This window comes from Intrasporangium flavum (assembly GCF_001956915.1).
Lineage (GTDB): Bacteria > Actinomycetota > Actinomycetes > Actinomycetales > Dermatophilaceae > Monashia > Monashia flava.
In genome coordinates this window covers 107,505-133,047 of the sequence record NZ_MLJO01000013.1, presented here as the reverse complement: position 1 = coordinate 133,047, position 25,543 = coordinate 107,505, and the positions used below count along the sequence as shown (strand labels likewise).

Below are 25,543 nucleotides of genomic sequence, written 5' to 3'. Positions count from 1 at the left end.
TCTCAGGCGAGGACGTCCAGGACGGCCACGGTTGGGGACGGCTGGGAGGGGGTGGAGGCGTGGTGGCCCGGAGCGGCGACGAGCCGGGACGGGGCGTCGGCGCGGCTCCCGTCGCGCCCCTGCCCGCCGGTGTCGCCGCGGTCACCGCGGCCCTCCCCGGCGCTCGGGTCGTGGGCGGGGGCGCCGCTGTGGGGACGGTGGGACAGGTCGAGGCTCGCCCCGAGGCCCGTGCCGGCGAGGTCGCGGCGCAGGTCGGGCAGCGCGGCCTGCACGGCCGCGCGTCCCGCGTCGGAGCCGCTGAACAGCTCGATGCGCACGCCGTCGGCGCCGATGTGGGCCTGCACCGTGACCGGCCCGAGGTGCTCGGGGCTGACGCGGACCGTGAGGACGTGCTCCCCCGGGGCGCCCGCGGCGAGGCGCAGGACCGGTCGGGACAGCTGCTCGGCGAACGGCTGGGGGGTGGCCGGCGCGCTCGGGGACGCGGGGGCCGCCTGGGTGACGACGGGCGTCGTCGGGACCGCCGGGGCCGAGACGGCCGCCACGGGCTGCGCTCCGGGGGCGGCCGACGGGTCGGTCGTCCTGGGCGCCGGGCCTGCTTGCGGCACGACGACGGCGACGGAGGCGGACGGCGCGTGGGCGAGGCTGGGCATCGGCCCCGGCACCGGCGACGCCGGGACCTGGGCGGCCGACGCGTCGGGCGCCTGGGCTGACGCCCCGCCGGACGTGCCGGGCGCGGTCCCGTCGAGGGCGGGCACGGGGCCCGACGCCACCGGCGGAGCGGGGGTCGACGCGGTGGTGGCGGCGGATACCGGTCCGCGGTCCACGACACCCCCCGATGCCGTCGGCGGAGCGAGGATCGACGCGGTCGGGGCACCGAGGGGGGCGACGGACGCGCTCCCGCCCACCGCCACGCCCTGGCCGTCGCCCGCCGTGGCGGCGACGACGCCGGGGGCACTGGCAGCCGGCGACACCGTCAGGAGGATCTGCGGAACCTGCTGCGCCAGAGCCAGGTCCGGGTCGACGGTCCCGCTGTCCGGGGCCTCGGCCGTGTCCGGCGCGTCGGTGCCGTCGTGGGTGTCCGGCGCGAGGAGGCCACCCGCGACGAGGGTCCCGGGGCTGCCGTCGGCGGTCCCGGCCGGCTGCGCGGCCGGCAGGTCGGCAGCCGTCGCGGGCGGGCCGGCCACCGGCGTCGAGGCGGGTGCGAGGAGTGTGGCCAGGGTGGCCACGAAGTCGCCCGGCGCACCGGCGGCAGCACCGCGCGCCCCGGCCGAGCCGGCGCCGGGCACCGGAAGGGTCGCACCCGACCCCGAGGAGACGACGGCCGGCATCAGGACCCCGCCCCGTAGAGCTCGGAGACGATCTGGCGCGCCGTGCCCTCCCACTTGGCGTAGGCGTCGGGGTAGGCGGAGCGCTGCACCGCCTGGTCGGCGGCGGCCACCGGCATCGACTGCCAGTTCGGCAGCGCGGTGAGCCGGTCGAGGAACATCCGGGTCGACGTGCGCGGGTCCATCGCGTCGGTGACGGTGCCCCACGAGAACCGCGAGCCGTGCACCTGCTGCTGGAACAGGCCCACCGAGTAGCCGTCGGTGCCGCGCGCCGACCGGTCGGGAGCCAGGGCCTGCGAGCCGGCGACCTTGGGGTTCCAGTACATCCGCAGCGACGACTCCTGCAGGGCGGTGGAGATCGCGTTGACGGCCGCCTGCTGCGGCAGGCCCTGGGCCCGGACCTCGTCGACGATGAGGCGGGCGTAGCCGCGCTGCGTCGCGTCGAGCGACGCCGTTCCCGGCCCGAGCGCGGTCACACCCGACGGGACCGCCGCGCGCTCGGGCACGATGCGGCGGATCGTCGTGAGGTTGCCGTGCATCTCCCACGCGTCGCGCACCTGGATCGTCTTGCCGGGCATGGGCGCGTCGATGGCCTTGCCGTCGCCGAGGTAGATCGCGACGTGGCCGTGGCCGTGGCTGACGAGCAGGTCGCCGGGCCTGGCCTGCGCGAGCGAGGGCACCTCGGTGCCCCGCTTCATCTGGTCGCGCACGAGCCGCGGCAGGTCGATGCCGACGTCGCCGTAGACGCGCTGGACGAAGCCGGAGCAGTCCATGCCCTTGCGCGGATCGGTGCCGCCCCACACGTAGGGCACGCCGACGTAGCGCTTGGCCGCGGCGACCACCTGGTCGCCGGTGACGCCGCCGGTCGAGCCGGTCGCGTCACCGGCCGCGGAGAGGCCCCGCGCGGCGTCGGGGCCGAGCACGGAGGCGAGCGTGTCGGCGAAGGCCGTCGACCCGCCCGCGCCGGTCGCACCGCCGGCGCGGGCCGACCCGGCCGACGCGGCCGACGCCGCGCGCGAGGCCGCCGACGGGTCGAACTGCGACAGCGTCGACTCGATCTGCTGGATCCGTCCCAGCGACTCGGTGAAGCTCACGCCGGCGACCCCTCGCCCGACGTGCGCAGGCGCGCGGTGGACCCCAGCTCGTCGAGCACGACCTGCTCGGCGGCGAGCTCGGCGGCGTGGACGGTCGAGCTGTGCCGCGCCTCGAGCTTCTCGAGGCCGAGCGTCCGGGCGCGGGCGGCTCCGAAGTCGCGCTCGGCGACCGCCCGCTCCTGGGCCGCGGTGTCCGTGAGCGCCCGCAGCTCGGTGAGCATGGCGGCCGAGGACGCGCGACCCGCGGCGATGGTGTGCATGACGTCGAGGCTGTCGACGTCGGTGGGCAGGCGGTCCACCTCGGCGAGGGCGCGCTCGGTGCGGGCGGCGATGCCGGCGTGCCGGGACGCGGCGGCGCCGAACACCGCTGCGGCCTGGTCCTCCTCGAGGCGGCGCAGCCGGAGCAGCCCGGCGAGCGAGAACGGTTGGGTCATCGCGGCCCCCCGAGGGTCGTCGTGAGTCGGACAAGGGCGGCCCAGGCGTCCTCGGCCGCGGTGCGGTCGTCGAGGTGCTGGGTCAGGAACGCCTCGATCGGCGCGGCCTGGTCGAGGGCGGCGTCGACGAGCGGGTTGGCCCCGCGGGTGTACGCGCCCACGTCGATGAGGTCCTGGGCCGACCTCCGCGCCGCGAGGACACGGCGCAGGGCGGTCGCGGCGGCGGTGCGCTCGGGCGGGTTGACCTTCGAGGCGACACGCGAGATCGAGCCGAGGACGTCGATGGGCGGGTAGTGGCCCATGACGGCGAGCTTGCGGTCGAGGACGACGTGGCCGTCGAGGATCGAGCGCGCCGTGTCGGCGACGGGCTCGTTGTGGTCGTCACCGTCGACGAGGACGGTGTAGATGCCGGTCACGGAACCGGAGCGGGCCGTGCCGGCCCGCTCCAGGAGGCGGGCGAGCAGCGCGAAGGCCGACGGCGGGTAGCCACGGGTGGCCGGCGGCTCGCCCGCGGAGAGCCCGATCTCCCGCTGCGCCATGGCGACCCGCGTCAGCGAGTCCATCATGAGCAGCGCGTGGGCGCCGTCGGCGCGGAACGACTCGGCGATGCTCGTCGCGGTGTCGGCGGCGCGCAGGCGCACGAGGGCGGGCTCGTCGGAGGTCGCGACGACGACGACCGACCGGGCCAGGCCCTCGGCCCCGAGGTCGTCCTCGAGGAACTCGCGCACCTCGCGGCCGCGCTCGCCGACGAGGGCGATGACGCAGACCTCGGCCTCGCTCCCCCGCGCGATCATCGACAGCAGCGAGGACTTGCCGACGCCCGAGCCGGCGAACAGGCCGATGCGCTGGCCGCGGCCGAGGGTGACGAGCGTGTCGAGGGCACGGACGCCGGTGGCGAGCGGGGTGTCGATGCGCGCCCGCTCCATCGGCGAGGGGGCCCGGTCCGAGGGGCGCACGGTCGGGGCGACGAGCGGGCCGCGGCCGTCGATGGGGCGGCCGAGGCCGTCGAGGACGCGCCCGAGCAGGGCCGGGCCGGTGGGCACGTGCGGGCCACCGCGCACGGCACGGGCGGGCTGTCCGACGCGCAGGCCGGCGAGCGGCCCCAGCGGCATGCAGGTCAGGGTCCCGCGCGCGGACGAGACGACCTCGGCGCGGGTGGGCACGCCGGCGTCGGCGGCCACCTCGAGGTGGTCACCGACGGCGCACGGCAGCCCGGCCACCTCGAGGGCGAGGCCGCGCACGGCCGTGACCGTGCCGACGCGCTCGGGCGCGGCGGCGTCGAGGACGTCGGCGAGGCCCCTCACGCCGGCTCCCCCGACACGGCGGAACGGGCCCGGGCCAGCGCCGAGCCGATCCGGGCGTCGAGCTCGCCGTCCGGGTACACGGCGACGGCGTCACCACGCGAGAGACCAGCGTCGGCCACGAGCTCGACCCTGGACGCGTCGACCGAGTCCTCAACGAGGGCGAGGTCGTCCGGGTGCAGGCGCACCACCGTGACCGACGACGCGTCGGGCGCCGACAGCGCCCGGGCCAGGGCAGCGCGTGCCCCGTGCGGCGCGTCGGACAGCTCGCACCCGACGATGGCCTCGGCGAGCTCGACGGCGGCGGCGACGAGCTGGGCGTCGGCATCGGCGAGCACCGGCGCGGTGCGCAGCTCGAGGGCGCGGGCCGCGGAGTCGAGGACCGCGAGGGCCCGGTCGGTGCGGGCCCGCTCGGCGGCGACGGCGGCGGCGTGCCGGGCCACGAGCTCGGACTCGCGGGCGGCCACCTCGTCGGCGGCGCGGCGCAGCCCGGCGGCGTACCCGGCGGCGTGGCCGCGCGTGTACCCCTCGGTCTCGCCCATGAGGTCGAGCGCCGGGAAGACGACGGCCTCCGGGGCGTGGCGCGTCGGGTAGGCCGACCCGCCGAACGAGGTGTCAGTAGACAAGGTCGTCCTCCTCGGCCCGGCGCAGCGTGATGGTGCCGGCCTCCTCGAGGTCGCGGATCGAGCGGACGATGTCGGCGCGGGCCTCCTCCACCTCGGAGGCGCGGACCGGGCCGAGGGCGGCGAGCTCGGACTCGAGGATCTCGCGGATGCGGTCGGAGATGTTGCCGGTGATGGTGTCGACGACCGGCTGCGGCGCGCCCTTCATGGCGCGCGCGAGGACGGCGGCGTCGAGGCCGCGGAGGACGAGCTGGACGTCCTTGCGCTCGAGCTTGACGATGTCGGCGAAGGTCAGCATCTTGCTGCGGACCTCCTCGGCGAGGACCGGGTCGCGCTCGGCCAGCGCGTCGAGCACGGATCGCTCGGTGGCGGCGTCGGACCGGTTGATGATGTCGACGAGTGGCTGGATGCCGCCGAGGGCCCGCTGCTGGCGCGGCCCCGCGGCGATGGCCGCCCCGGTGCGTGCCCGGAGGTCGTCGGCCACGACGCGCACGGCCTCCGGGGTCGGGGTGCCCATCGTCGCGACGGCGTGGGCGACGTCGGCGGCCCGGGCCGCACCGAGCCCGGCGATGACGTGCGAGGCCTGCTCGGGCCGCAGGTGCGCCAGGACCAGGGCGATCGTCTCGGGCAGCTCGCCGTCGAGGAGGCTGAGCAGCTGCGAGGGGTCGACGCTCTCGAGGAAGTCGTAGGACTTGCCCGCCATCGTCGAGGCGAGCCGGTCCATGACGCCCGCGGCGCGGTTCGGCCCGAACGAGGACTCGAGCAGCCCGACGGCGAAGTCGCGCCCGCCGAGCGTCGTGCGCCGGCCCGACACCGCGAGCTCGTGGAACTCGGCGATGACCTCCTCCGACACCGACGGCTCGACGCGGCTCAGTCGCACGATCTCGGCGGCGATGTCCTCGGCCTCGGAGTCGCTGAAGTGGCCCATGACCGCGGCGGCGCTCTCGGGGCTCATCTGCATGAGGACGATGGCGACCTTCTGCGTGCCGGTGAGGTGCGAGGCGGTCGTCAGCGCTGACAGGGTCGTCGTCTCGAGGGTCATACCGGCTGCCGCTCGTCCATGAGACCGCGGAGCAGCTCGGCGGTCTTGAGCGGCTCGGCCGCCCCGAGCCGGTTGACCTGGGCCCGGCGGCGCTCGGCGTCGAGGACGTCCTCGCTCGGGCCGGGCAGCTCGGGCACGGCGCCGAGGTCGGGCGTGACGCGCACGGCCGGCAGCACCATCGTCGAGTCGGGCCCGGCGATCGCCGGCACCTCGTCGGCCACGAGCTCGCCCTCGAGGTCGACCGGTTCGCGGACCGCGCGGCGGCGCGAGCGCAGCCACAGCACGAGCACCGCGATGGCGATGAGCAGCAGCACCCCGGCCCAGACGAGGGTCGTCATGAGCTGCGCGCCGGCCTGGGCCTCGTCCTGGGCCTGCTGCGCGGCGAGCGCCGCCTTGGCCTGGTCGGCCGCCGCGGTGCTGAACGGCAGCACCTGCAGCGACAGCACGTCGCCGCGGGTGGTGTCGATGCCGGCCGCGGCCGACACGAGGTTCTGCAGGTCCTGGACGTTGAGGTTGCGCGCGGCGGCGGCACTGATCGCGACCGAGACCGACTGGCGCTTCAGGGCGCCCGCCGGGATGGTGCGCTCCTCGGTGACCTTGTTGACCGCGTTGTCGCGGGTGTCCTTCGTCGAGTCGTAGGAGCCGTTGCCGCCGGTGCCGCCGGGCACCGCGATGTTGTCGGGGCCGAGCACGCCGGACCCCTGGGAGGTGCCGGTGCCGCGGTACTTCTCCGTCGTCGTCGACTGGCTGAGCGGCGGCACGTTCTTGACGCCGGCGAACGTCTCGGACGTCTGCTGCGCGGAGTTCGTGTCGATCTCGGGGGTCACGGCGACCGTGGCGTTGCCGGGCCCGAGCACCTTGTCGAGGACGGCCTGCACGGAGGCCTGGGTGCGCTGCTGGTACTCGCTCGCCTGCTTCGAGCCCGAGCCGTTCGTGCCGACGCCGACGGCCGAGAGCACGGTGCCCGATGCGTCGACGACCGACACGTTGGCCGCCTTGAGCTCGGGCACGGCCGCCGAGGTGAGGTGGACGATGGCGTCGACCTTGTCGGCCGAGAGCGTCTGGCCCGGGAGCGTCTGCACGAACACCGACGCCGTGGGCTCGCCCTGCTGCGAGGTGAACACGGTCTTCTCGGGGATCGCCAGCTGCACCGACGCGGTCTGCACGCCCTCGAGGTGGGAGATCGTCGTGCCGAGCTCGCCCTCGATGGCCCGCTTGTACGTGACGTTCTGCTGGAACTCCGAGGACGTGACGCCCATCTTGTCGAGCAGCGAGTAGCCCGACGCGGGCGCCGCCGGAAGGCCCGCCGACGCCGCCTTGAGCCGCTCGTCGTAGACGTTCTCCTGCGGGACGAGGACGCTCGAGCCGCCGTCGGCGAGCTGGTAGGGCACGCCGTCCTTGGTCAGCTGCTGGACGACGGCGCTCGCGTCGGCGCTGGCCAGGCCGGTGAACAGCGGGCTGTAGCTCGGCCTGGTGAGCCAGCTCGTCAGGGCGACGGCACCGAGGGCGAGCACGGCGAGGCCGATGGCCGCCACCGTCTTCTGGCCGACGGTGAAACCCTTGACGGTGGTGCCGAGGCGCTGGGCCGCGGACGTCAGGAACGGGGGCATCAGGCCTGCATCCTCATGATCTCGTTGAAGGCGTCGACTCCCTTGTTGCGCAGGGCTGCCGCGACCTCGAGCGTCACCTGGGCGCGGGTCGCCGCGATCGTCGCGGAGTGGATGTCGTCGAGGCTGCCGGTGACGGCCTGGACGGCGAGCTGGTTGGAGGTCGACTGCAGCTGCTGGAGGTCGTCGACGGCACCGGCGAGGCTCGCGGCGAAGCCGCCGCCACCGCTCGTCGCCGCGGGACCCGTCGGGGCCGTGACGGACCCGAGGACCGGGCCGACCGGGCCGACGGGCGCGATGCTCACGAGGACCTGCCGATCTGCAGCGCCGACTCGTAGATCGTCCGGGCGCGGTCGACCACCTGGGCGTTGGCCTGGTAGCCGCGCTGGGCCATGATCAGCGAGCCCATCTGCTCACTCATGTCGATGTCGGGGTAGCGCACGTAGCCCTCGGCGTCGGCGATCGGGTTGTCCGGCTCGTACACGAGGCGACCGGCGGCGTCGCCCTCCCGGATGCCGGCGACGTAGACGCCCGAGGTGCCTGCGCCCGCCTGGGCCTCGACGTAGCGGGCCTGGAAGGCCGGCCCGCTCGTCGGCGCGGCGTTGTTGACGTTGGCGAGGTTGTCGGCGACGGCGTCGAGCCACTTGCGGTGCACGGTCAGGGCCGTGCCGGCGATGCCGATGGCGTCGAAGGTCATCAGCTCGTCCTCAGCGCCGCGCGGATGCCGGCGAACTGGGTGTTCATCGCCTGGCTCGCGAACTGGAAGCGCAGCACCGTGTCGATGTTCGACAGCGTCTCGGTGTCGAGGTTGACGTTGTTGCCGTTGAGCCGGGTCGGCTCGGCCGACAGCGACGTCGTCGCGGCCGCCCGGCCGTCTCCGGCCTGCACCGATGCCGCGAGCGCGTCCTCGAAGGCGACGCGCTGGGCGTGGTAGCCGGGGGTGTTGACGTTGGCGATGTTGTCGGCGATGGCGCGCTGGCGTTGCGAGAGGCCGTCGAGGGCACTCGTGAGCGCGGCGGACGTCACGGAATCGAGCACAGTTCTCCTGCTTGAGAATCGCGAGGGGAAGTGGCCGATCCGTGGCCTGACGCGGAGAGCAATCCGTGCTCGACGGTCCCTATCGGCAGGTCCTCGACCCGCGTTAGTGCCGGTCGGTGCCGGGTTCCGGGGCCGCCGTCCGGAGGCCGCTGCGGGCGTCGCGCGGGGCCTCAGCCCCGGACGTCGACGAACACCGGCGTCCTCGGAGGCGTCGCCGGCAGGGACCGCAGCGCCGACAGCTGGTGGGCGGTCGCCGTGTGGAGCAGGTCGAGGCGCTCGGCGACGCGCGCCTGTGCGGCGGCGAGCTCGCGGGCCCGGTCGATGAGCCGGTCTGGCAGCGGGCCGAGGCCGCGCGGAGGCACCCACGTGCGCAGCTGCGCCGCCTCGACGTCGGACTCGGTCGGCGCCCGCTCGGCCAGCGACCGCTCGACGGCGGCGAGGTCGGTCTCGAGGCGGTCGAGGACGGCGTCCCAGCTCTCAGCCAACGGCGTGCACCGTTCGCTCGCCACCGGTCGAGGACACGGTGGAGGACACGGTGGAGGACGCCGCCGACCAGGGCGAACCCGCCGAACCGGCCGAACCGGCCGGCGCGGGTGACGTGGGCGACGCGACCGGCGCGGCCTGCCCGGCGGACCCGGACGGCGTCGCGTCCTGCAGCGCCCCGGCGGCCGCGTGCCACGCCTCCTGCAGCGGCGTCAGCAGCGTGATCGCCTCGCGGGTGCGGGCGACGTCGCGGTGGATGTTGGCGTTGACGAGCGCCATCCGCACGTACTCGTAGAGGCCGCGCAGGCCGTCGGCCCCGTCCCAGACGTCGGAGCGCAGGGTCGAGGACAGCTCGGCGATGATGTCCTGCGCGTGGAGCAGCTGGGTGTTCGCGGCCGGCCAGTCGGACGCCTCCTGGGCGGCCTCGGCCCGGCGCAGGTCGAGCAGGAGCCGGTCGTAGAGCATCGTCAGGAGGCGCGCGGGGCTCGCCGACAGGATGGCGTCGCGGGCGTACTGCTGGCGCGCGTTGGCTGCGTTGGTCACGCGTCGTGTCCTTACTTGGTGTTCTGCTGCGAGAAGCTCGGGAGCCCGGCGATCTGGCTCGTGAGCCAGGACTGCTGGGACTTCAGGGTGCCGAGGGCGCTGTCCATCGCGTTGTACAGCGCGAACAGCTGGGTGCGGCGGTCGGCGAGGCGCTGGTCCCAGCTCGCGATGCGCGTGCCGAGGTCGTCGGACACCGACTGCCGACCGGCGATGAGCTGGGTGATCGAGCCGCTCACCGGGGCCGAGGCGTTCTTGGCGGCGGTGGCCACGCGGCCGGCGACCTCGGCGAGGGCGGCGCGGGTGCCCGACGCGTCGGCGGCGAGGGCCGCGGTCAGCTTGTCCTGGTCGAAGGTGAACGTGCCGTCGCGCTGGATGACGATGCCGATCTCCGAGGGCGAGCGGCCGTTGCTCGTCGGGCGGTAGGTGGCGTCGGTGACGGCGGTCGCGATGCCGCGGACCGTGGAGTCGCCGGTGAGCAGGCCGCCCTGGGCCGACGAGACGCCGGAGGCCCCGGACGTCGTCGTCACCTTCGTGTTGCCGGCGATCGCGCCGAGCAGGTCGTTGACGGAGGAGACGAGGTCGCTCGCCTGCTTGGCGACGGCCGCGGTGTCGCCGGTGACGGTGATGGTCGTCGCGGTGCCGACGCCGGCCGCGGTGGCCGTGACGGAGACGCCCGGCACGATGTCGGCGAAGGTGTTGGTCGCCGACGTGATGGCCTGCTCGGCCGGGGTGCCCGCGTAGAGCAGCGCGGTGGCGTCCTGGGCGGGCGAGACGACGGCCGCGCCGGGGTGGCTCATGAGGTCGGTGGCCGTGCCGGCGGTGACGTCGGCGGGCGTGCCCTCGAAGGCACTGAAGGCACCCGCGGCACCGGGACGCGTCGAGGTCAGCTGGAGGCGGTAGAGCGGGGCGCCGCTGCCGTCGGTGCCGGCGCCGACCTTGAGGGCACGCGCCGGGCCGCCGGAGGCGTTGATCGCGGCCACGACGTCGTCGAGCGACGCGCTCGCGGGGGCGACCTCGGTCTTCGCGCCGGTCGCGTCGACGAGGGTCAGGTGGGTCGGGGCACCACCGGCGTCGGTCGGCCAGGTGCCGAGCGGGGCCGTCACGTCGACCTGGGTGCGGGCCAGCCGCGTCACCGTGAGGTCGAAGGTGCCGGCCGTGGCCGTGGTGCCGGCCGTCGCGGTGATCCCGGTCGTGCTCGAGGTGGCACTGAGCAGGTTGAGCGCGTTCGGCGCGGCGACCTTGGCCGCGAGCGTGCCGAGCGCGGACGCCTTGGTGTTGAGCGTGCGCAGGACCGTCATCAGGCTCTCCTGCTGCGACTGCGCCTGCTTGAGCTGCTGCTGCGGCAGGGCCTCGACGTTCAGGAGCGAGGTGACGATCGAGGTGATGTCGAGCCCGCTGCCGAGGCCGTTGACCGAGACTCCCACGAGGTGCTCCTTGTGTCCGTCGACGCGTCCGGCGTTCGTTCCAGCGTTGGTTCCGGTGGTGGTGCCGGTGTTGGTTCCGGCGAGGGGTCCGGCGAGGGGTCCGACGGCGGGACGCCGACGACGGCCGGGTTCGGGTCCCCCGGCCGCCGTCGGCTACGCCCCCGTGCGGGTCAAGCGGCTCAGCCGAGCAGCTTGAGGATGCGCTGGCCGGACTGGTTGGCCTGGGCGAGCATCGCCGTGCCGGCCTGGGACAGGATGTTGGTCTTCGTGTAGTTGACCATCTCCTGCGCCATGTCGGTGTCGGTGATGTGCGACTGCGACGCCGCGAGGTTCTGCGACGAGACGTTCGCGATGTTGAGCGCGTGGTTGAGGCGGTTCTGCACGGCGCCGAGGCCCGCACGGCTCGTCGAGACGGCCTTGATGGCCGTGTCGATCGCCGTGATGGTCGTCTGCGCGGCCGCGTTCGTCGAGACGTCGAAGCCCGCGCCCGCGGCGGTGCCGTCGGCCGACGCGAGCGTGCCCGTGTCGGTGGCGGCCGTCGCGAGGGTGACGGAGATCGTGTCGTTGGCGGTGCCGCCGGCGCCGACCTGGAAGGCCTTGCTGCCGCCCTTGAGCAGGTCGATGCCGTTGAAGTTGGTGCCCTCGGCGATGCGGTAGAGCTCGCGGGAGAGGTCACCGGCCTCCTTGGCGATGGCGGTGCGGGAGTCGGCGTTGTTCGAGTCGTTGGCGCCCTGCACCGCGAGGTCGCGCATGCGCTGCAGGATCGAGTGGACCTCGCCCATCGCGCCGTCGGCGGTCTGGATCATGTTGATGCCGTCCTGCGCGTTGCGGGCGGCGATGCCGTAGCCGTTGACCTGGGCCTTGAGGCCCTCGGAGATCGTCAGGCCGGCGGCGTCGTCGGCAGCGGTGTTGATGCGCAGGCCGCTCGAGAGCTTGGCCATCGAGCTCGCCATGCTGGCGGACGTGCGGGAGAGGCTGTTGTAGGCCTGGAGAGCCGACAGGTTGGTGTTGACGGTGAGAGCCATCGTGGTTCCTCCATGAAACGGGTGGGTGGTTCCGGGCCCGTCCGTGGGCCCTCAGCCGCCACTGTCGGCAGCCCCTCCCGATGCGTTAGCGGCCATCGAGGGGAACTTCGGTTTTACCGCGCCTTTACCGAGGGCCTAATCCGTCGTGGGCCGCTGCCGATAGTGGAGACTGACGGTGCGGAGTGCGCCGGTCCGCGACGTCTCTGGATGGGGGAAGCTCGGGTGGATGGCGGGGCTCGAAAGGCCGGGGAAGGCGGCCCGGGGGCGAAGGTCGGCTCGACGGTGCAGGACCTGTCGGCCCTGCTCTGGTACGAGCGTGAGCTCCTGGACCTGTTGACCTTCAAGCTCGAGGAGGAGCAGCTGCTCCTCACGGCCGGCAAGACGCGCTGGCTCTCCCACGCGACGCGCGAGGTCGAGCAGGTGCTCGAGCGGCTGCGCGTCGCCGGTCTCGAACGCGCCGCCGCCGCAGCGGCGGTCGCCCACGAGTGGGGCCTGCCGGACGACGCCAGCCTGCGCGACCTCGCCGCCGGCGCCACCGAGGCCGCCTGGGCCGACATCCTGTCGGCGCACCTGACGGCGATGACCGACCAGTCGGCGGCGATCCGCCAGCTGCGCGACGCCAACGCCCAGTTCCTCAGGGCCGCAGCGCGGTCCACGCAGGAGACACTCGCCAGCACCGACGCCGCGGCCACCACCTACGACTCGCAGGGACGGGCGGCCGCGCAGGGCGAGGCGCACCTGTTCGACCGCAACCTCTGACCGTGCCCGCTGCCCGCCCCGACCTCCTGACCAACCTCTCACCAGAAGGGTCACCATGAGCACCTTCGGCGCCCTGAACACCGCCTTCCGCGGGCTGTCGGCGGCCCAGCAGGCCATGGACCTCGCCGGTCACAACGTCGCGAACGTCGGCACCGACGGCTACACCCGCCAGCGCATCGAGCAGTCCTCGATCAGTGCTCCCGCATCCGGATGGCTCGGCACGACGGGTCCGCAAGCAGGACAAGGGGTCTCGGTCGACCGCATCGCCCGCCTGGGCAGCGCGCTCCTCGACGCGTCGGTGCGCACCACCGCCTCGTCGGCCGGGTACACGGCGCAGCGTTCCGCCGCCTTCGACCGCATCGAGGCGACGCTGCGCGAGCCGGGCACCGACGGGCTCTCGACGCGTCTGCAGGTGTTCTGGTCCGCGTGGCAGGACGTCGCCAACCACCCCGGCGAGGCCGGTCCGGCGAGCGCGCTCCTCAGCGCCGGGGGGCAGCTGGCGTCGACGTTGTCGAGCGGCCGCGCAGCCCTGGAGGCGCAGTGGAACGACACCGCCACCGACACCCGTGGCATGGTCGCCTCCCTGAACGACGCTGCGGCACAGGTGGCCTCGCTCAACAAGCAGATCAGGTCGGCCGTGGCACAGGGCGGTTCGCCAAACGAGCTCATCGACGCGCGGGCTCGGCTCACGGAGTCGATCTCCTCGCTGGCCGGCGCGTCGGTCCGCGACGAGGCCGACGGCACCGTCACCGTGTACGTCGGCGGCAACGCGCTCGTGCGCGGCGACACCGCGCGCCCGGTCGCGCTGGTCGGCGCGGCGTCGATGGCCGACACGACGTCCTCGGCGCTGCGGCTCGAGTGGGCCGACCAGCCGGGCCACGAGGTCGGCCTCGAGGGCGGCAGCATCGCCGGCGCCCTGTCGACGCTCGCCCCGGCCGCCGGCGGCACCGGCGGGCCCATCGCCGAGGCCGCGGCGTCCTACGACGCCGTCGCCACGACGATCGCCGCCTCCGTCAACGCCGTGCACCGCACCGGCCAGAGCTCCACCGGCGCCACCGGCCTCGACTTCTTCCGTATCGACCCGAGCCTGCCTGCCGCGCGAGGGCTGTCCGTCGTCCCGACCGACGCGTCCGGCCTCGCGACCGGAGCCGTGGGTGCCGGCGCGCTCGACGGCAGCACCGCCGACGCCATCGCCCAGCTCGCCCGCGGCGCCGGCTCCCCCGACGCCCGGTGGGCCGCGTTCGTCACCGCGACGGGCAGCGCGTCGCGGGCCGCCACGCAGCAGGCGACGATCGCCGACACCGCCGCCGGCAACGCCCGGCACGCCCAGGTGTCGGGCGCCTCGGTGAGCCTCGACGAGGAGAGCGTCAGCCTGATGGCCTCCCAGCACGCCTACCAGGCCGCGGCCCGCGTGCTCACCGCCGTCGACGAAGCCCTCGACACCCTCATCAACCGCACCGGGATGGTAGGACGCTGACATGCTCCGAGTGACCGACCAGTCGATGTCCCTCGCCGCGCAGCGCGCGCTCGGCGAGCGGCAGTCGCGGCTGGCCTCCGCCCAGCAGACCGCCACCTCGGGGGCCCGCATCACCCGGCCGTCCGACGACCCGGCCGGCACGGGCGAGGCCCTCCGCGTCCGTGGCGACCTCGCCGCGCAGGCCCAGTACCAGCGCAACATCGACGACGGCTCCGCGTGGCTGGCCACCATCGACTCCGCGCTCGACGGCGCGACCGGGGTGCTGCGCCAGGTGCGCGACGCCGTCGTGCAGGGCGGCAACGGCTCGCTGACCCAGGACGCCCGCGACGCCCTCGCCACGGTCGTCGACGGCCTGCGCGCCGACCTGCTGTCCGCGGCCAACACGCGCTACCTGGGCCGGAGCGTCTTCGCAGGCACGTCCGACGCCGACGCCGCCTTCACCGACGGCACCCCGCCGACCTTCAACGGCGCCCCGGGCAGCGTCGTGCGCCGCGTCGGCCCCGACGCCACCGTCGCCGTCGACGCCGACGGCCGCAGCGCGTTCGGCAGCGGGTCCACCTCGGCCTTCACGGTCCTCGACGACATCGCCGCCGACCTCCGCGCCGGTGTCGACCCGACGGCCCGGCTCGGCGCCCTCGACGGCGCCCTGAAGGACGTCGTCGCGGCGCGGGCCGAGGCCGGCACCCGCACGACCCTGCTCCAGCGGGCCAGCCAGACCGCCACCGAGGCCACCACCGCGCTGACCTCGCGCCGCACTGCGATCGAAGAGGTCGACCTCGGCCAGGCCGTGCTCGACCTCCAGCTGCAACAGACCGCCTACCAAGCCGCCCTCGCCGTCACGGCGAAGGTCCTCCAGCCCAGCCTCACGGAGTTCCTGCGATGAGTACCCTCGTCTTCGAGCAGCCCCTGCCCGGCCTCGCGCCCCACACCGTCTACCAGCTCGACGCGGTCGACGGCGCCGAGGGCGTCTTCAGCCTGCGCCCCTCCGACGCGCCCGACGTGCGCCTCTTCGTGCTCGACGCCGCGGTGTACGCACCGTCCTACTCCCCCGAGGTCGAGGTGCCGAGCGCGTCGATCGGGCTCGAGCCCGACGAGCCGGCACGCATCCTCGTCGTCGCGACGCCGGGCGAGTCCGGCACGTCGGTCAACCTCGCCGCTCCGGTCCTCGTCAACGAGGCGGAGGGCCGCGCCGTCCAGGCCATCCTCGAGGGCTGGGACCTCCGCGCCCCGCTCGGCGCCTGACCCGCCCGAGGCCGGCTCGGCGTCGGCCAGGGCCCGACTGCGCACCATCGGCACCGGCAACGTCTGCGAATGGACGCGGACGGGCGTCGGCCGCACGCCCCCGACGTCACGGGACCGCGCTCCAGTGCCGAGACGCTGGTAGTGACGCGACGGGCCGACCTACGACTTTCGGACGGGTGGGTCGCGACCTTCGACCGATGCCCGTGGGGCACCCGGTGCGCCAGAGTGGTTCACGCGTCACGAACCGCTCTGGCGCCTACCGGAAGGAACGTGCACATGCCTGAGTCCTGGGACGGCACCGTCGTCAAGAAGTCCCGCGGCCTGCTCGACGGGTCGAACCTCTACCGACGCCTCGAGCTTCGCCTCGCCGACGGCGGGGTCACCAAGGTCCGCGTCGACCGCGAGCTGTGGGACAGTCTCGAGGTCGGCGACCGCGTCAGCAAGGAGCCGGGAGCCGACCCGGTGAAGCGGTCCTCCTGACCGCCCGGCCGGCGAGCAGGCGGAGACGTTCGACCGCGCGGTCAGCGCCTGCAGACGTGACGACCACAGAGGGACTGGGAGAGCGGACGATGAGCGAGGCCGTGACGGACGAGCAGATCCAGCAGCTGGCCGCGACGGCGAGGCCGTACAGCGTCGCCCAGCTGCGCTGGGCTCCGGACCGCCACCAGGAGGGGGCCGACGCGATCGAGTTCGAGCACCAGCGGCGCATGGTGTCGCTGCGTGCCGAGGGCGTCATCGCGGTGCTGTGCCCGGTGCTGTCCGACACCGTGGCCGGCATCGCCGTCCTGACCCTGTCTGCCGACGAGGCCGGCGAGCTGATGGCGGCCGACCCCTGCGTGCAGGCCGGGATGATGACCGTGGAGGTCCTGCCCTGTCTCGGCTTCCCCGGCGACACCATCCCTGCCTGACCCCGACGCCCCACGACGCCACGCCCACGCCACGCCCACGCCACGCCACGCCGAGCCACGCCACGATCCGGACCCCGGATGCGGGGCGGCCGCGCGGCCGGTAAGGTCCCCCGCGGTGGAGGGGAGTACTCCCAACTCCGGATGTCGTCATCACGAACAGCACCGTTGCTGTTCCGGTGTCCGGGGCCGACGCTCGTCGGCGGAGGAGACCTCCGGAGATGTCCTGTGCCTCCGGAGGTTTCATGATCAGCGCCGTGCCCGTCTACGCCTGGGTCGCCACGCTCGCGCTCCTCGCCGTCATCGTCTTCGTCGACCTGCGGGTCATCGCGCGTCGCGACGGTGAGGTGACGCTCGGCCAGGCCACGAAGTGGGTGACCTTCTACGTGTCGTTGGCCCTGGCCTTCGGCCTCGTGCTGTCGCTGACGATCGGGGGCCGCACCGGGGCCGAGTTCTTCTCCGGCTACATCACCGAGTACAGCCTGTCGGTCGACAACCTCTTCGTCTTCGTCATCATCATGACGAAGTTCGCGGTGCCGCCCTTCGCCCAGGACAAGGTGCTCTACCTCGGCATCGTCATCTCGATGGCGCTGCGGGCGGTGTTCATCTTCGCCGGAGCCGCCCTCATCGCCGCGGCGTCGTGGACCTTCTACCTCTTCGGCATCCTGCTCATCTACACCGCGGTCTCGCTCCTGCGGGGCGACGACGAGCCCGAGTTCGGCGAGTACCGGGTGCTGCGGGCCATGCGCCGCGTCCTGCCGATGACGCGCGACTACCACCGGGACCGGCTCTCGGTCCGCCAGGACGGGCGCCGCCACTGGACGCCGCTCGTCATCGCGGTGTCGGCGATCGCGCTGGCCAACGTCGTGTTCGCCCTCGACTCGATCCCGGCGATCTTCGGGCTGACCCAGGACGCCTTCGTGATCTTCACGGCCAACGCGTTCGCCCTCATGGGGCTGCGTCAGCTCTACTTCCTCGTCGGCGGGCTGCTGGAGCGGCTCATCTACCTCAACATCGGGCTGTCGGCGATCCTCGCCTTCATCGGCGTCAAGCTCATCATCGAGGCCCTGCACGGCTCGCACATCGACCACATCGGCTCGCTCGCCCTGCCGGAGATCGGCATTGTCACCTCGCTCGGGTTCATCGTCGCGGTGCTCGCGGCCTCCGCGCTGGCCAGCCTCGGCAAGAACTGGATCGACGAGCAGCGCGCCACCTCCTGAGGCCCCCGCGGTCACACGACGCGTCTGATCCCCGGGACGCGCGTCAGCAGGACGCCGACGCCGAACGAGCCCGCCACCCCCAGGGTGGTGACGGCGGCCCAGGACACCTCGGGCGGCCAGGCCAGCACGTGGGAGCCGAGCACGAGCGCGACGAGCACGCCCTGGTGCACGAGGAAGGCGCCGTACGCGGCCCGGCCCAGGACCACTCCACGGGCACCCTGCGCGTCGAACCGGCGCTGGAACAGGTCGACGACCCAGAGCGAGCGAAGACGACGAGCAGGCCCTCGACGAGCGCGACGACGGCGGACTGCCAGGATCCGCCGCCGAGCAGCAGCGCCAGGTCGGTGCCCGAGACGTCGGCGAGGACGAACACGAGGAGGCACGCGAGCAACGCCGACCACGCGGTCCACCGGAGCCGGCGCGCGAGCTCGCGATCGAAGGGCAGCCAGCCCCGCTCACGCGCCACGACGCCCAGGGCGAACCCGGCGAGCCACGCGGGCGCCTGCGCCACGGCGAGGCGCCAGACCTCCTGGCCGAGCGGTGCGACGACCATGATCGGGAAGCCCGCGACGGCGACGGCGAGCGCCACGGCGAGGAGGGACCGTACCGACGGCGCCCCGGACGCGCCGGCGGGAGCCGGCCGCGCCTGTCGCAGGAGGCCGTACCCGGCCGAGAAGAGGAACAGCACGCCGAGGAACCACGTCGGCCCGGGCACCGGCACCCACAGGACGTGGGGCAGGAACTCCACGAACCCGCCGGCCCAGCCGGCGTTCTGCGGGTCGACGTACTCGATGGGCGGGCTGAGCAGCAGGGCGAAGGCCAGCATCGGCAGGAGGAGCCGCACGGCCCGGTCGCCGATGAAGCGGCCGAGACCCTTGCGCGAGAACGAGTTCGGCGTGAAGTACCCGGCCACGAGGAAGAACAGCGGCATGCCGAAGAGGCCCACCGCCACGGTCGCCAGGGCCAGCACCGACAGGAGCGGGTCACGCACGACCGGCTCGAGGAAGGCCCAATTGCCCACGTGGGTCCAGGCCATCGTCGTGTGCGCCACGACGACCCCGGTGACGAGCACCACCTTGAGGTTGTCGGCCCACGCCGACCGCGGCGCGCCACCGGGTCGGGTGACGGGGTGGACCAGGGGTGCCGTCGTCGCGTCCATGCCATCACCTCCGGGCCCCCGGTGGGCCGTCGGGCGGGTGACCGCGACGGTCGCGGGTGCCACTTCAAGCCTAGGAGGACGGGCACCGGTGACACCGCGGCTGTGACACAGGAGTCACGGCCCCGGTTCGGGGACCATCGCCCCTGCCCCCGAGGCGCCGGACGCGCGAGCCTCGACCCGTGACGGTGCCGACCGGTGTCCCGAGAGCCGGCCGGGCCCCGCGGGCGGGCCCGGCGCCCGGCGTCATCCCTAACGCGTGCACCGACCTCGTGCAGCACCCGCGCGTCGCCGCGCTCACGACGGTCGCCCGCGACGGCTCCCCGCAGACCTCGGTGGTCTGGTGCGACCTCGACGGCGGGATGGTGCGCGTCAACACGATGCGGGGGTTCGCCAAGGAGCGCAACATGCGACGTCGCCCGCAGGTGGCCATCCTCGGCTACGACCCGCGCCGGCCGCTGCGCTACCTCGAGGTGCGGGGCACGGTCGTCGGCCTCGACGAGGACGGCGCCCGGGAGCACCTCGACGCCATCGCCTCCGCCTACGTCGGGCGCCCCGTGCACTACTTCGGCGACGTCGCCCCCGAGCACTACGCGCAAACCGAGCGGCCCGTCCTGTGCCGGATCAGGCCCCGGCACGTGGTCGCGGTCGACGAGGAGCCGTCCGCGGCGACGCGACCAGCGGGGCCGAGGCCCGCGCCACCCGTCCAGCCGGCCGCCCGGCCGCCCGCCCGTCAGGCGGTCCCGCCCGACGCCGGTGGCCCGGTCCCGCGCTCGCACCTCGACCTGCTCCACCGCGGGATCTGTGGCGTGTTCACGACGATGGACCGCCGGGGCCGGCCGCAGTCGAGCCTCGTGTGGCTCGACGCCGACGGCGAGTGCGCCCGCGTCAACACGACCCTCGAGCGCCAGAAGGGCCGCAACCTGCTCGCCGACCCGAGGGCGAGCCTGCTCGTCGTCGACCCGGACGACACGTCGCGCTACGTCCAGATCCGTGGCGTCGTCGAGCTGGTGCGCGACGGGGCCCTGGAGCACCTCGACGCCCTGACCCGCACCTACACCGACAGCCCGCCTTCTACGGCCACGTGCACCCCGCCGCCCGGGCCTCGGCGGAGACCCGGGTCATCTGCCGGCTGCACGCCCGCCGCGTCACCTGCGACGCGATCCACGCCGGTCCCTGACCGGGACCTCCGTCCCCGACCGGGGACCTTCGGCCCTGCCCCGGGCCCGAGCGAACGGGAGATCGTGGACGCGTCGAGGAGCGGCGCGACCACGCGCCACCGCGAGGGGACACAGCGCATGCCATCGATCAACGACGCCGCAGCAGACTTCCTGAGCCACAAGCGGGTTGCCGTCACGGGTGTCTCGCGCACCCCGGCCTCGCACGGCAGCAACGCCGTCTACCAGCGCCTGCGCGCCCGCGGCTACGACGTCTACGCGGTGAACCCGAACGCGTCCGAGGTCGAGGGCGACCCCGCCTACCCCAACCTCGGGGCCATCCCCGGCGGCGTCGAGGCCGTGGTCATCGGGACGCGTCCCGACCACGCCCTCGCCACGCTCGAGGAGTGTGCGGGGCTCGGCATCAAGCAGGTGTGGATGCACCGCGGACCGGGTGCCGGCAGCGTCTCCGAGGAGGCGACCCAGTGGGGTCGCGGGCACGGCATGACCGTCATCGACGGCGGCTGCCCGCTCATGTTCGACCCGACGGCCGATGCCGGCCACAAGATGATGCGCTGGGTGTTCGGCCTGACCGGCAACGTGCCCCGCCGGGTCTGACCCCCCGCCCGAGGCGCCCCTCGCACGCCCCCCGACCGTCCGTACCGACCGTGACCGACCGACCGTGACCGAACGACATTGGAGTCAGGCATGGCACACGCACAGCACCTGTCCACGGCCATCGACGAGCACGGCCCCCACCTGGCCACGCTGTCGATCCGTGAGCTGATCGGCACGCTGGCCGGCATCGAGGACCGCCTGCGCCATACGCCGACCCTGGTCGTGCTGGGCGGCCGGCTCGTCGTCAACCCGGAGCGCCGGCTGCTGCTCCGGCGCCAGCGTCTCGTCGTCACGGCGCTGCGCCGCCGCCGCGCCACCCTGCGGCTGCCGATGCACGGCCACTGACCCCGGCGCGCGTCCGTTCCCGACGCGTCCCGATGCGCCTGCGTCCCGACGCGCGTCAGTGCGACGACTGCTGCGACGACTGCGGCTCGGACGGCACGACGGCGACGGGCGTGCGGGCGTGGGTGAGCACGCGGCGGCTCACCGAGCCGAGCGTCAGCCCCTCGAACCCGCCGCACCCGCGGCTGCCGAGCACGAGCATCTCCGAGGCGGCCGACTCCTCGATGAGCGCGTCGACCGGGTGGCCGCCGACGAGCCGCGTCTCGACGTCGACGTCCGGGTGGGCGTCGCGCCGTCCGGCGAGCTCCTCGCCGACGAGCCGGGCCTGCTCCTCCTGCGGCGGGGCCGCCCAGTCGACCGCGTCCGCGCCGTGCGGCCACGTCTCCTGGCGCCAGCGACACGTCAGGACGGTGAGGCCCAGGCCCAGCCGGCTCGCGCGGTCGAAGGCGAACTCGACGGCCGCACCGCACGACCCGCTGCCGTCGACGCCGACCATGACCCGCTGCCGGTGGCCCGCCCGGCCGGCGTAGCTCGGCGTCGCGGTGAGGTGCGCGGTGTCCCGCACGACGACGAGCGGGCACCCGCAGCGTCCGGCGAGCTGCTCGGCGACGGCGTGGCCGTGCGTCAGCGCGTCGTCGTCGTGGCGGCGCCCGCCGAGCACCACGACGGCACACGTCCGCGCCCGGGACAGCAGCTCGCGCGCGGGAGGGCCGACGACCGTCTCGGCGTGGACCTCGAGCCCGGGGGCCAGCTGCTCGACGAGCGCGAGCGCCGCGTCGGTGGCCTCCTGGGCCCGGTGCGCCGCTCCCGACCCGGGCCGCGGCTCGTCGTCGCCGGTCAGTGCGTGGACGAGGTGCAGCGGCAGCCCGCGCGACTCGGCCTCGTGCGTCGCCCAGGCCAGGGCGGCGTGGGTGCTCCGCCGGCCGTCGTACCCGACGAGGACGGCCCCGGACCGCGCGCGGTTCGTCATGACGTGCTCCTTCGCCCGATGCCCAGTCTGGTCGGTCCACGGCATCGGAGAAGGGCCGAAAGGCCTTGTCCCGGCTCACGGCCGGGGTGCAGGCTGGCCACGGCGCAGCGGGAGGGCACATGACAGGCGACGAGGGAGCGCACCCCGGGCCGCGTCCGACGCGGATGCGGGCGTGGGAGGTGACGGGCACGCCCGGACGCCGCGAGCGCATCCGCCTCTGCGAGCGGGCGGTGCCCTCCCCCGGGCCCGGCGAGGTGCTCCTGCGGGTGGACGTGTGCGGCGTCTGCCGCACCGACCTCCACGTGGCCGACGGGGACCTGCCCGTGCACCGCAGCGCGGTGGTGCCCGGGCACGAGGTGGTCGGGCACGTCGTGGAGACCGGGCCCGGAGCCGCCCGCTTCGCCGTGGGCGAGCGGGTCGGACTCGCCTGGCTGCGCGGGACGTGCGGCGCCTGCCGCTGGTGCCGGGCGGGGCGCGAGAACCTCTGTCCCGACGCCACCTTCACCGGCTGGGACGCCGACGGCGGCTACGCCGAGTTCGTCGTCGCGCCGGCCGCGTACGCGTACGCCCTGCCCGCCGGGCTGCCGAGCGAGCAAGCGGCGCCGCTGCTCTGCGCCGGCATCATCGGTTACCGCGCGCTCCGCCGGGCCGCCCTGCCACCCGGCGGCCGGCTCGGCATCTACGGGTTCGGCGCCAGCGCGCACCTGACCGCGCAGATCGCGCTGGCGCAGGGCGCCGAGGTGCACGTGCTGACCCGCGGCGACGCTGCGCGTCGGCTCGCGCTCTCCCTCGGGGTCGCCTCGGCCGCAGGCCCCTACGACGCACCGCCGGTGCCGCTGGACTCGGCCATCGTCTTCGCTCCCGCCGGCGAGCTCGTCCCGGTCGCGCTGGCGGCCCTCGACCGCGGCGGCACCGTCGCCCTCGCGGGCATCCACCTCTCGCAGGTGCCACCGCTCGACTACCAAGCGCACCTCTTCCACGAGAAGCGGCTCACGTCGGTGACGGCCAACACGCGCTCGGACGGCGAGGAGCTGCTGCGCCTCGCGTCGGCCCTCTCGGTGCGCGCCGACGTCGTGGGCTACCCGTTCGAGGAGGCCGACCGGGCACTCGACGACCTCTTCGCGGGCCGGTTCGCCGGCGTCGCGGTGATCGACGCCCGTGACGCCTGAGCGCCCGCCCGACGCGGGTCGTGCGCGTCGCCGGGATCCGCGCAACGATCCTTGCAACGCGGCCCCGGTCCGACCGGGGAAGCCTATGCTCGAACCATGGGTTCGGAGGCCGAGCCCAGTCGTCGCCTGCGGCGAGGGGCTGAAGGCAGGTCGGTACGCGTCGACGACCTCATGGAGGAACTCCGTTCGAGGGCCGACTCGGCGCAGCGGACGCATGCCCAGTTCAGGGGCCTCTTGGACGCCGTGACCGCCATCAGCGAGGACCTCGAGCTGTCCGAGGTGCTGCAGCGGATCGTCCGGTCCGCCTGCGCCCTCGTCAACGCCCGGTACGGCGCGCTCGGGGTCCTCGGCCCCGACGGCGAGCACCTCATGCAGTTCATCACCCACGGCGTCACCGCCGAGCAGCGGGCGCGCATCGGCGACCCGCCGTCGGGCCACGGCATCCTCGGCCTGCTCATCCGCGACCCGCAGCCGCGGCGGCTCACCGACATCTCGGCGCACCCCGACTCCCACGGCTTCCCGCCCGGCCACCCCTCGATGACGAGCTTCCTCGGCGCCCCGATCCGCATCCGCGACCACGTCTTCGGCAACCTCTACCTCGCGGAGCGGCAGGGCCAGGAGGAGTTCTCCGAGGCCGACGAGGCCATGCTCGTGGCGCTCGCGGGGGCAGCCGGCTTCGCCATCGACAACGCCCGCCTCTACGCCCGCAGCCAGCAGCAGCGGCTCTGGGCCCAGTCGGTCAACGAGCTGACGCAGAGCCTGCTCGAGGGGCACGACGAGGAGGCCGCCCTCATGCTCGTCGCGAAGGACGTGTGCCGGATCACCGACGCGCGCACGTGCCTCGTCGCCCTGCGCGACCAGGGCACCGGGACGGTGCGCGTGCGAGCCCTGCACGAGTCGGACCCGACCGAGCACCAGGTGCCGTGGCGCTCCTGGCCGGCCCTGGAGACCGAGGACGACTGGCCGACGTCCGCGAGCGCCGACCAGGTGCTGCCCGGGCCCCGCCCCGCGGAGCCGCTGCCGGCGACGCTGCTGCGGCTCGTCGGCGCCGACCACGACGTCCCGGTCGCCTTCGTGACGATCTCCACGGGCCAGCGCGCCATCGGCCACCTGCTCGTCCACTGGCGGGTGGGTGAGGACGACGCACCCGGCGAGGCCATGCCGATGCTCAGCCTCTTCGCGCGGCAGGCGGCGCTCGGCCTCGTCGCGGCCCGCGCCCAGGAGGACCGCCAGCACCTCGCCATGCTCGAGGAGCGCGACCGCATCGCCCGCGACATGCACGACCACGTCATCCAGCGCCTCTTCGCCACCGGCCTGTCCCTCCAGGCGGCGGCACGGCTGGCCATGCACCCGGTCGTGAGGTCACGGCTGGACGAGGCCGTCACGAGCCTCGACGAGGCCATCAAGGTGATCCGCTCCACGATCTTCGAGCTGCACACCGTCGCCCCCGGCGGGAGCCTCGTCGACCAGCTCGAGAACGTCGTGACGTCGTGGTACCCGACGCTGGGCTTCCTGCCCGTCCTCGACCTGGACGGCGAGCCGGACGAGGACGACGAGGGTCTGCGGGCCGACGTGCTCGCCGTCGTGCGCGAGTCGCTGGCCAACGTCTCGCGCCACGCCGAGGCGAGCACGGCGACGGTTCGCGTGGACTTCGGCGAGGTCCTCACGGTCGAGGTGACCGACGACGGCGTCGGGATGGGGTCGGCCGACCGCCGCAGCGGGCTGGCGAACCTCGAGCACCGCGCCGCCGCGCGCTCCGGCGAGCTGAACATCGAGGGGGTCGAGCCGCACGGGACCCGAGTGCGCTGGACGGTCCCCCTCGGACCTCCGGCGACCCTCGGGCGCCCGGCCCGACGACGCGAGAGGCGAGAGCCGTGACCATCCGAGTCTTCCTCCTCGACGACCACGAGATCGTGCGGCGTGGCCTTCGCGACCTGCTGGAGGCGAACCCCGGCTTCGAGGTCGTGGGCGAGTCCGGCCTGGCGCACGAGGCCGCGCGACGCATCCCCGCCCTGCGGCCCGACGTCGCGGTCTTCGACGTCCGGCTGCCCGACGGCTCGGGCATCGAGGCCTGCCGCCAGGTGCGGTCGGTCGACCCGACCATCGCCTGCCTCGTCCTCACCTCCTACGACGACGACGACGCGCTGGCGGCCGCGGTCCTGGCCGGCGCGTCCGGGTTCCTGCTCAAGGACGTCCGCGGCAACGGTCTCGTCGAGGCGGTCGAGCGCGTGGCACGCGGCGAGAACCTCCTCGACACCGCGCGCGCCCGCCGGCTCCGGGCCAGCTGGGCCGACGGCCAGGAACGGGACCCGCGGCTGCGCTCGCTGACGCCGCAGGAGCGACGCGTCCTCGACCACGTCGCGGCCGGCGAGACCAACCGCCAGATCGGCGAGGCGATGTCGCTGGCCGAGAAGACCGTCAAGAACTACGTCACCTCGGTGCTGGCCAAGCTCGGGATGGAGCGGCGCACGCAGGCAGCCGTGTACGTCGCCGTCCATCACGCCGACCCGACGACGGAGGTCCCCCGGCCCTGACGCCGTGACGGCGCGACGCCCACCTGTTCCGACGCGCACCCCTCCTGACGCGTCC

At 74.4% G+C, this 25,543-nt stretch carries 28 protein-coding genes; 12 read left to right on the top strand and 16 right to left on the bottom strand.

Features of this window, described 5'->3' with window-relative positions; translation table 11 throughout:
- Positions 1-2 precede the first annotated feature (2 nt).
- The 14 genes from BIV28_RS11280 to BIV28_RS11215 form a co-directional block, all read right to left on the bottom strand.
- Positions 3-1,328, bottom strand: coding sequence for a flagellar hook-length control protein FliK (locus BIV28_RS11280; RefSeq protein WP_076261885.1), 1,326 nt, complete (start codon positions 1,326-1,328; stop codon positions 3-5).
- A complete protein-coding gene (locus tag BIV28_RS11275; protein ID WP_076261884.1) occupies positions 1,328-2,419 on the bottom strand; it encodes a C40 family peptidase in 1,092 nt (363 codons plus the stop codon). Before BIV28_RS11275 ends, BIV28_RS11280 begins: the two co-directional genes overlap by 1 nt.
- Positions 2,416-2,853: a hypothetical protein gene (locus BIV28_RS11270; protein WP_076261882.1), complete on the bottom strand. Its 438-nt coding sequence runs from the start codon at positions 2,851-2,853 to the stop codon at positions 2,416-2,418. The genes BIV28_RS11275 and BIV28_RS11270 overlap by 4 nt, the downstream gene beginning before the upstream one ends.
- Positions 2,850-4,157: a FliI/YscN family ATPase gene (locus BIV28_RS11265; protein WP_076261880.1), complete on the bottom strand. Its 1,308-nt coding sequence runs from the start codon at positions 4,155-4,157 to the stop codon at positions 2,850-2,852. Before BIV28_RS11265 ends, BIV28_RS11270 begins: the two co-directional genes overlap by 4 nt.
- Positions 4,154-4,780, bottom strand: coding sequence for a FliH/SctL family protein (locus BIV28_RS11260; protein WP_076261879.1), 627 nt, complete (start codon positions 4,778-4,780; stop codon positions 4,154-4,156). Before BIV28_RS11260 ends, BIV28_RS11265 begins: the two co-directional genes overlap by 4 nt.
- A complete protein-coding gene (gene fliG, locus BIV28_RS11255) occupies positions 4,770-5,819 on the bottom strand; it encodes a flagellar motor switch protein FliG (protein WP_076261877.1) in 1,050 nt (349 codons plus the stop codon). Before fliG ends, BIV28_RS11260 begins: the two co-directional genes overlap by 11 nt.
- Positions 5,816-7,429 carry a flagellar basal-body MS-ring/collar protein FliF gene (fliF, locus tag BIV28_RS11250; RefSeq protein ID WP_076261876.1) on the bottom strand — a complete coding sequence of 538 codons (1,614 nt, stop codon included), beginning with the start codon at positions 7,427-7,429 and terminating at the stop codon, positions 5,816-5,818. The genes fliG and fliF overlap by 4 nt, the downstream gene beginning before the upstream one ends.
- A complete protein-coding gene (gene fliE, locus BIV28_RS11245) occupies positions 7,429-7,731 on the bottom strand; it encodes a flagellar hook-basal body complex protein FliE (protein ID WP_076261874.1) in 303 nt (100 codons plus the stop codon). Before fliE ends, fliF begins: the two co-directional genes overlap by 1 nt.
- Positions 7,728-8,123 carry a flagellar basal body rod protein FlgC gene (locus BIV28_RS11240; protein ID WP_076261872.1) on the bottom strand — a complete coding sequence of 132 codons (396 nt, stop codon included), beginning with the start codon at positions 8,121-8,123 and terminating at the stop codon, positions 7,728-7,730. The genes fliE and BIV28_RS11240 overlap by 4 nt, the downstream gene beginning before the upstream one ends.
- Positions 8,123-8,464, bottom strand: a complete 342-nt coding sequence (locus tag BIV28_RS11235; protein ID WP_076261870.1) for a flagellar basal body rod protein FlgB — start codon at positions 8,462-8,464, stop codon at positions 8,123-8,125. The genes BIV28_RS11240 and BIV28_RS11235 overlap by 1 nt, the downstream gene beginning before the upstream one ends.
- A gap of 170 nt (positions 8,465-8,634) precedes the next feature.
- Positions 8,635-8,949: a hypothetical protein gene (locus tag BIV28_RS11230; RefSeq protein ID WP_083707261.1), complete on the bottom strand. Its 315-nt coding sequence runs from the start codon at positions 8,947-8,949 to the stop codon at positions 8,635-8,637.
- The gene (fliS, locus tag BIV28_RS11225; RefSeq protein ID WP_076261867.1) at positions 8,942-9,490 is read right to left on the bottom strand and encodes a flagellar export chaperone FliS; all 549 of its coding nucleotides are present in this window, start codon (positions 9,488-9,490) and stop codon (positions 8,942-8,944) included. The genes BIV28_RS11230 and fliS overlap by 8 nt, the downstream gene beginning before the upstream one ends.
- A gap of 11 nt (positions 9,491-9,501) precedes the next feature.
- Positions 9,502-10,914, bottom strand: coding sequence for a flagellar filament capping protein FliD (gene fliD, locus BIV28_RS11220; RefSeq protein ID WP_076261865.1), 1,413 nt, complete (start codon positions 10,912-10,914; stop codon positions 9,502-9,504).
- A 179-nt stretch (positions 10,915-11,093) separates the two neighbouring features.
- The gene (locus BIV28_RS11215; RefSeq protein WP_076261863.1) at positions 11,094-11,939 is read right to left on the bottom strand and encodes a flagellin N-terminal helical domain-containing protein; all 846 of its coding nucleotides are present in this window, start codon (positions 11,937-11,939) and stop codon (positions 11,094-11,096) included.
- A gap of 282 nt (positions 11,940-12,221) precedes the next feature.
- On the opposite strand from BIV28_RS11215, the gene flgN reads away from it, so the two are divergent.
- The 7 genes from flgN to BIV28_RS11180 all read left to right on the top strand — a co-directional run bounded on the left by flgN (position 12,222) and on the right by BIV28_RS11180 (position 17,542).
- Entirely contained in the window at positions 12,222-12,698 is a 477-nt protein-coding gene (gene flgN / locus BIV28_RS11210) for a flagellar export chaperone FlgN (protein ID WP_242652917.1), read from the top strand.
- A 55-nt stretch (positions 12,699-12,753) separates the two neighbouring features.
- Positions 12,754-14,175 carry a flagellar hook-associated protein FlgK gene (gene flgK, locus BIV28_RS11205; RefSeq protein WP_076261860.1) on the top strand — a complete coding sequence of 474 codons (1,422 nt, stop codon included), beginning with the start codon at positions 12,754-12,756 and terminating at the stop codon, positions 14,173-14,175.
- Position 14,176: 1 nt separating this feature from the next.
- Positions 14,177-15,058, top strand: coding sequence for a flagellar hook-associated protein FlgL (gene flgL, locus BIV28_RS11200; protein ID WP_076261858.1), 882 nt, complete (start codon positions 14,177-14,179; stop codon positions 15,056-15,058).
- Entirely contained in the window at positions 15,055-15,417 is a 363-nt protein-coding gene (locus tag BIV28_RS11195; RefSeq protein ID WP_076261857.1) for a flagellar assembly protein FliW, read from the top strand. Before flgL ends, BIV28_RS11195 begins: the two co-directional genes overlap by 4 nt.
- Positions 15,418-15,693: 276 nt before the next feature.
- The gene (locus BIV28_RS11190) at positions 15,694-15,897 is read left to right on the top strand and encodes a DUF7489 domain-containing protein (RefSeq protein ID WP_076261855.1); all 204 of its coding nucleotides are present in this window, start codon (positions 15,694-15,696) and stop codon (positions 15,895-15,897) included.
- 56 nt (positions 15,898-15,953) lie between these two features.
- On the top strand, positions 15,954-16,325 hold the full coding sequence (locus BIV28_RS11185) for a YciI family protein (protein ID WP_207555928.1): 372 nt from the start codon (positions 15,954-15,956) through the stop codon (positions 16,323-16,325).
- A gap of 254 nt (positions 16,326-16,579) precedes the next feature.
- Positions 16,580-17,542, top strand: a complete 963-nt coding sequence (locus BIV28_RS11180; protein ID WP_242652916.1) for a TerC/Alx family metal homeostasis membrane protein — start codon at positions 16,580-16,582, stop codon at positions 17,540-17,542.
- A 43-nt stretch (positions 17,543-17,585) separates the two neighbouring features.
- Here BIV28_RS11180 and BIV28_RS11175 read toward each other — a convergent pair whose 3' ends face one another.
- Positions 17,586-18,701, bottom strand: coding sequence for an acyltransferase family protein (locus BIV28_RS11175; RefSeq protein WP_076261849.1), 1,116 nt, complete (start codon positions 18,699-18,701; stop codon positions 17,586-17,588).
- Between the two features lie 179 nt (positions 18,702-18,880).
- Between BIV28_RS11175 and BIV28_RS19740 the strand changes: the two genes are divergently transcribed.
- Entirely contained in the window at positions 18,881-20,473 is a 1,593-nt protein-coding gene (locus BIV28_RS19740; protein WP_083707259.1) for a TIGR03618 family F420-dependent PPOX class oxidoreductase, read from the top strand.
- 90 nt (positions 20,474-20,563) lie between these two features.
- Complete coding sequence (locus BIV28_RS11155) at positions 20,564-20,818, top strand: hypothetical protein (protein WP_076261848.1); 255 nt, start codon at positions 20,564-20,566, stop codon at positions 20,816-20,818.
- A 55-nt stretch (positions 20,819-20,873) separates the two neighbouring features.
- On the opposite strand, the gene BIV28_RS11150 is transcribed toward BIV28_RS11155, so the two are convergent.
- On the bottom strand, positions 20,874-21,785 hold the full coding sequence (locus BIV28_RS11150) for a universal stress protein (protein ID WP_076261846.1): 912 nt from the start codon (positions 21,783-21,785) through the stop codon (positions 20,874-20,876).
- A 119-nt stretch (positions 21,786-21,904) separates the two neighbouring features.
- Here BIV28_RS11150 and BIV28_RS11145 point away from each other — a divergent pair, with 119 nt between their 5' ends.
- The 3 genes from BIV28_RS11145 to BIV28_RS11135 all read left to right on the top strand — a co-directional run bounded on the left by BIV28_RS11145 (position 21,905) and on the right by BIV28_RS11135 (position 25,488).
- Entirely contained in the window at positions 21,905-22,954 is a 1,050-nt protein-coding gene (locus tag BIV28_RS11145; RefSeq protein WP_423221537.1) for a zinc-dependent alcohol dehydrogenase family protein, read from the top strand.
- Positions 22,955-23,197: 243 nt separating this feature from the next.
- Entirely contained in the window at positions 23,198-24,832 is a 1,635-nt protein-coding gene (locus tag BIV28_RS11140) for a GAF domain-containing sensor histidine kinase (RefSeq protein ID WP_207555927.1), read from the top strand.
- Positions 24,829-25,488: a response regulator gene (locus tag BIV28_RS11135; RefSeq protein WP_076261840.1), complete on the top strand. Its 660-nt coding sequence runs from the start codon at positions 24,829-24,831 to the stop codon at positions 25,486-25,488. The genes BIV28_RS11140 and BIV28_RS11135 overlap by 4 nt, the downstream gene beginning before the upstream one ends.
- The last annotated feature ends 55 nt before the right edge of the window (positions 25,489-25,543 follow it).